General features: G+C 38.3%; 3 protein-coding genes and 3 pseudogenes. 5 read left to right on the top strand and 1 reads right to left on the bottom strand.

Annotation, left to right across the window (positions count from 1 at the left end; genetic code table 11):
- Positions 1-208: pseudogene (locus LH47_RS14250) on the bottom strand (IS66 family transposase); the annotation flags it as partial.
- A gap of 182 nt (positions 209-390) precedes the next feature.
- Between LH47_RS14250 and LH47_RS16250 the strand changes: the two are divergent.
- From LH47_RS16250 to LH47_RS15705, 5 genes and pseudogenes are all read left to right on the top strand, one after another.
- Positions 391-1,353 (top strand): annotated as a pseudogene (locus LH47_RS16250) (RHS repeat domain-containing protein); the annotation flags it as partial.
- On the top strand, positions 1,350-1,946 hold the full coding sequence (locus LH47_RS14240; RefSeq protein ID WP_043968611.1) for a hypothetical protein: 597 nt from the start codon (positions 1,350-1,352) through the stop codon (positions 1,944-1,946). The pseudogene LH47_RS16250 and the gene LH47_RS14240, both read left to right, overlap by 4 nt.
- 108 nt (positions 1,947-2,054) lie before the next feature.
- Positions 2,055-3,038: pseudogene (locus LH47_RS14235) on the top strand (RHS repeat-associated core domain-containing protein); the annotation flags it as partial.
- Between the two features lie 14 nt (positions 3,039-3,052).
- Positions 3,053-3,715: an Imm26 family immunity protein gene (locus LH47_RS14230; protein WP_043968609.1), complete on the top strand. Its 663-nt coding sequence runs from the start codon at positions 3,053-3,055 to the stop codon at positions 3,713-3,715.
- A gap of 246 nt (positions 3,716-3,961) precedes the next feature.
- A partial coding sequence (locus tag LH47_RS15705) for a DUF4277 domain-containing protein (protein ID WP_152619617.1) occupies positions 3,962-4,156 on the top strand: 195 nt, incomplete at its 3' end.

Raw genomic sequence — 4,156 nt, 5'->3', positions numbered from 1 at the left:
GCAAATGGCTATTGGAGCTGTTTTTTTTCGTGCGTGCTTCCAGCTCTTGAACGCGATACTTGAGTTGTTCATTTTCTTTGCGTAGCTGTTTGTTTTCTTTCAACAGTTGCTCAATGACTTGTTGTTGGTGAGTAATGAGCTGCTTTTGTTGTTGGACTTTGCTGATTAAGCTTTCAACTGTAAATACAGCTTGTTGTACCGTCAACATGCGATTCACCTCCTTGTCTATCAATATTCACATCATGGACAGGAAAAGCAAAAAATATTCAGCTCACTTTATGATGTGGCTGAATAGTTACTATTAATTCATACTACGAGAAACAAAATCAGAAATAATATATTTAGCTTTTTTAGGGTTATCCCATGATTTAAGGGATAACCTTTTTATTGTACAGTGAAGACAGTCGGCACATCCAAAAGAATGTCAATGACGTCATTACGAATTACCATTATCAAGGTGACAGCCTCAACGTCTTGTATGAAACCGACGCGAGCGGAAATGTGATAAAATCATATGTATACGGAGAAAACGGGCAGCTGTTGGCGATGAAAAAAGGTGGTGCCACGTACTTCTACCACTATAACGCCCATGGCGATGTCATCGCCCTAACAGATGCGCAAGGAAACGTGGTCGCTCGTTACGAGTACGACACATGGGGCAAGCTTCTCTCAAAATCCGGTGAGATGGCGGACGAAAACCCATATCGCTATGCGGGATACCAATATGATGAGGAGACCGGGCTCTACTACTTGATCGCCCGTTACTACCACCCGACCCATGGCGTGTTCTTGTCCATGGACCCAGACCCAGGCGATGCCGATGATATTCTGACGCAAAACGGCTATACGTATGCGAACAACAACCCGGTGATGATGGTCGATCCGGATGGGCATTTTGTGTGGATGGTCGTTAATGCGGGATTGGCGGCGTATGATGGGTATAAGGCCTTTAAAAAAGGCGGTTGGAAAGCGGCGGCGATTGCCGTTGGCGTGGGACTGGTTGGAGGTGCGGCATTTAAAGGTGCCAAAATTGCGTATAGGGCATATAAAGCGAAAAAAGCTACAAAGTTTTTAGCCTATATAGGTCAAAAATCTAAATACATTAACAAAACAAAAGGTAAAAGTGTTCGTAATATAGGAACTGATGTAAAGGTACTATCTTTTGTTAGAAATTTAAGAAAGAATGGTTGGAATTTTGAGAGAAAGGGAAGTATATTTAGGTTAACTAAAAATGGAGCTGCATACACTGTACGTGCCAAGGCCAAAAACTGGCATGGATGGACGGCAGAGTATTTTCCAAAAGGACATAAAGGCGCCGCACCTTTAAAAATTCGGTTAGGTGATAAAGAATGAACTTGAAAGAACTATTTATTAAAGACGAAAAAGAGTATTTAGAGATAAAAGAAATTTTAAGTACAACATTTCAGCTTCAATGTGAATTGCCAGACCAAGTATTCCAAAAGGGGTATGGTAGTTTTCTTTTTGGAGAATATAACCATCTATTTAAAGAAGAGTTTTGGAATAGCATTCAAGAGTTGTCTAAAGTATCAGGCGATTCATATGTCGTATTAGCAGAACTGGAAAATTGCTATAACGAAAAAATGGGATGGTATGAATGTGTTAAAATTCCAGTTGAACTCACTTATGAACATTATTTAGACATTTTCAACATGGAAGAAAGCGATAATGGAAAATTTGGTTTGGTTCATTATGGTTTTTATTTCGTTTTTACTTCGCCGTCTTTGCAATGGGGAATCTGGGCGGAAAGAGATATTGAAACTTATGTGTTTTCGTGCAAAGAAAATTTTAAATCTAAACTTGCTGAAATTCGATTGCCAGGCGCTTTTCAGTTGAACGAAGTTACCAATCATATCAATTCAGTCTATTATGACGAGGAGGAGGCTAAAAGGTTTTGCGAGAAGTTATTAAGGAACTACAAAAATTAGGAATTTGTAGATAATACCATTTCAAAACTTAAAGGATGAAGACAATTTTTGAAAAGCAGGAGAAATTCTATTCTCTTGCTTTTCTATTTTAATTATGGTGCCAGACATGTGTCGGAAAAAGGCGAAAGCACGCCGTTTGTGACGTACCAATATGATGAAGACGGCCGACGCATCCAAAAGAATGTGAATGGCGCCGTGACGAACTACCATTACCAAGGCGACAGCCTCAACGTCTTATATGAAACCAATGCGAGCGGAAATGTGATACAATCGTATGTATACGGAGAAAACGGTCAGCTCCTTGCCATGAAGAAAGGCACAGCAACGTATTTTTACCACTATAACGCCCATGGCGATGTCATCGCCCTGACGGATGCGCAAGGAAACATCGTCGCCCGTTATCAATACGATGCGTGGGGGAACATTCTTTCCCAATCCGGCGCCTTGGCAGACGAAAACCCATATCGCTATGCGGGATACCAATATGACAACGAAACAGGTCTGTATTATCTGATCGCCTGGTACTATCATCCAACGCATGGCGTGTTCCTATCCCTAGATCCGGATCCGGGGGATGCGGACGATATCTTGACGCACAATGGATACACGTACGCAAATAACAATCTAGTGATGTTGATAGATCCGGATGGGCATTGGGTATGGCTGGCCATCAATGCAGGGTTTGCAGCTTATGATGCGTATAAGGCATACAAGTCGGGAAAGGGATGGAAAGGTGTCACGGCTGCGGCGGCATTAGGATTTATAGGTGGAGGACGGATTAAAGCTGCTAAGAAAATATCACATAGTGTTTATGTATTGACTAAGAACGGGAAGGTTGTATATGTGGGAAGAACAAAAAATATTGTTAGTCGGAGAAACGCACATAAACGGGGGAAACATCGCGATGCAACGTTTAATGTTGTAAAAACGAATCTGACTTATGCAGAAGCTAGAGGATTAGAACACAGGTTATATCTAAAATATGGTGGGAAAAAGAAACTAAGAAATATTATTAGGCCGATAAGCCGTAAGAATAAGAAGTATAAATATTATATGAGTGTATCTAGAAATGCGTATAGGTCATTAAAGTAGATGGGGGTATTACAATGAATGAAAAAATACTTAAATTACATGAATTACTTACTTCTAATTTTAAAGAAATTAACGATGTTTCGTTAAAAGAGATAGAGGAGATATTATTAAATGCTTTAAATTTTGATAAAAGGAAAATACCTGATATAACAATATTAGAAGTAAAAATAAAGTTTAAAAAAAATAACCTAAAATATTTTAAAGAAATTAGTGAAGGGAATATTTTTGAAATTTATTTAAAAGATATTTGTAAATATGCATACGGTGTTGTCGTAGCCGGAGAAATAAATGGAAGTAAAGATGAAGAAATTTTAATTGGTTATCTGAACAAATTCTCTTCTACAGAACTTCCAATAAATGAGATTTTTCAGATAATAAAAGAGAAACAATTTTTATTCATTGCAAACACAGGGATAACTGGAATAAAAAAGCGTAAATGGAGATTTGTTTGCAACTATCCTGATAAAGTATTTAGTGATGAGGAATTACGTCAGATACCATATAAAGTTTATTTTATGGATAAGTATTATAAAAGCGTTGGAGACAGTGTAAAAGAAATTTTAGAATGTGAAATTATTTCTAAAGAAGAAGCAGATGGAATTCCTAACCCTCTTGGAATCGTCGGTGAAGAAGAAATTGAAAATTTGTTAATTGAAAAATTCAAAAATACTATTTAAGCATTTTGACTCTCTACTTTTTAATTAAGTTAAGTAATGGGGGATGGACTTTGTGAACATTATTATGAAAAGAAAAAATCATAGTCCTATTTAAAGGAGAAGCCACTAAGATGGCTTCTTTTTTGTATTTCGGTAGGATGGAACAACTCACATTTCGCGCCCTCTCGACAAAAATCGGGAGGATTTTTTTATCTTCATGTCGAATGAATCTTTGAAACACAAGGAAAGCAAAGGAGTTTCTACATCATGAGCGTTCAAATCCGTGCCATTTATGAAAGTTCTTATTTGAATATAATAAGCACCATTTTCAAGGATCTTGGCCTCCCTCGGTTGATTGATCGTCTCGTTCCCGTGGACCCTCAATGCCAAACTCGAGCCAGCGACGTTGTCTGGCTGCTTACCTTGGATATCTTGAGCGGTCGGCAAGCACTCGTTCATTTG

The sequence above is a fragment of the Anoxybacillus thermarum genome (genome assembly GCF_000836725.1).
Lineage (GTDB): Bacteria > Bacillota > Bacilli > Bacillales > Anoxybacillaceae > Anoxybacillus > Anoxybacillus thermarum.
Note: the sequence above shows the minus strand (reverse complement) of the source record. Positions and strands in the feature narration are given on the sequence as shown.

Bases quoted from the DNA above. Each gene is read 5' to 3' on its own strand.
- LH47_RS14240 (WP_043968611.1), top strand. From the start codon at position 1,350: ATGAACTTGAAAGAACTATTTATTAAAGACGAAAAAGAGTATTTAGAG.
- LH47_RS14230 (WP_043968609.1), top strand. From the start codon at position 3,053: ATGAATGAAAAAATACTTAAATTACATGAATTACTTACTTCTAATTTT.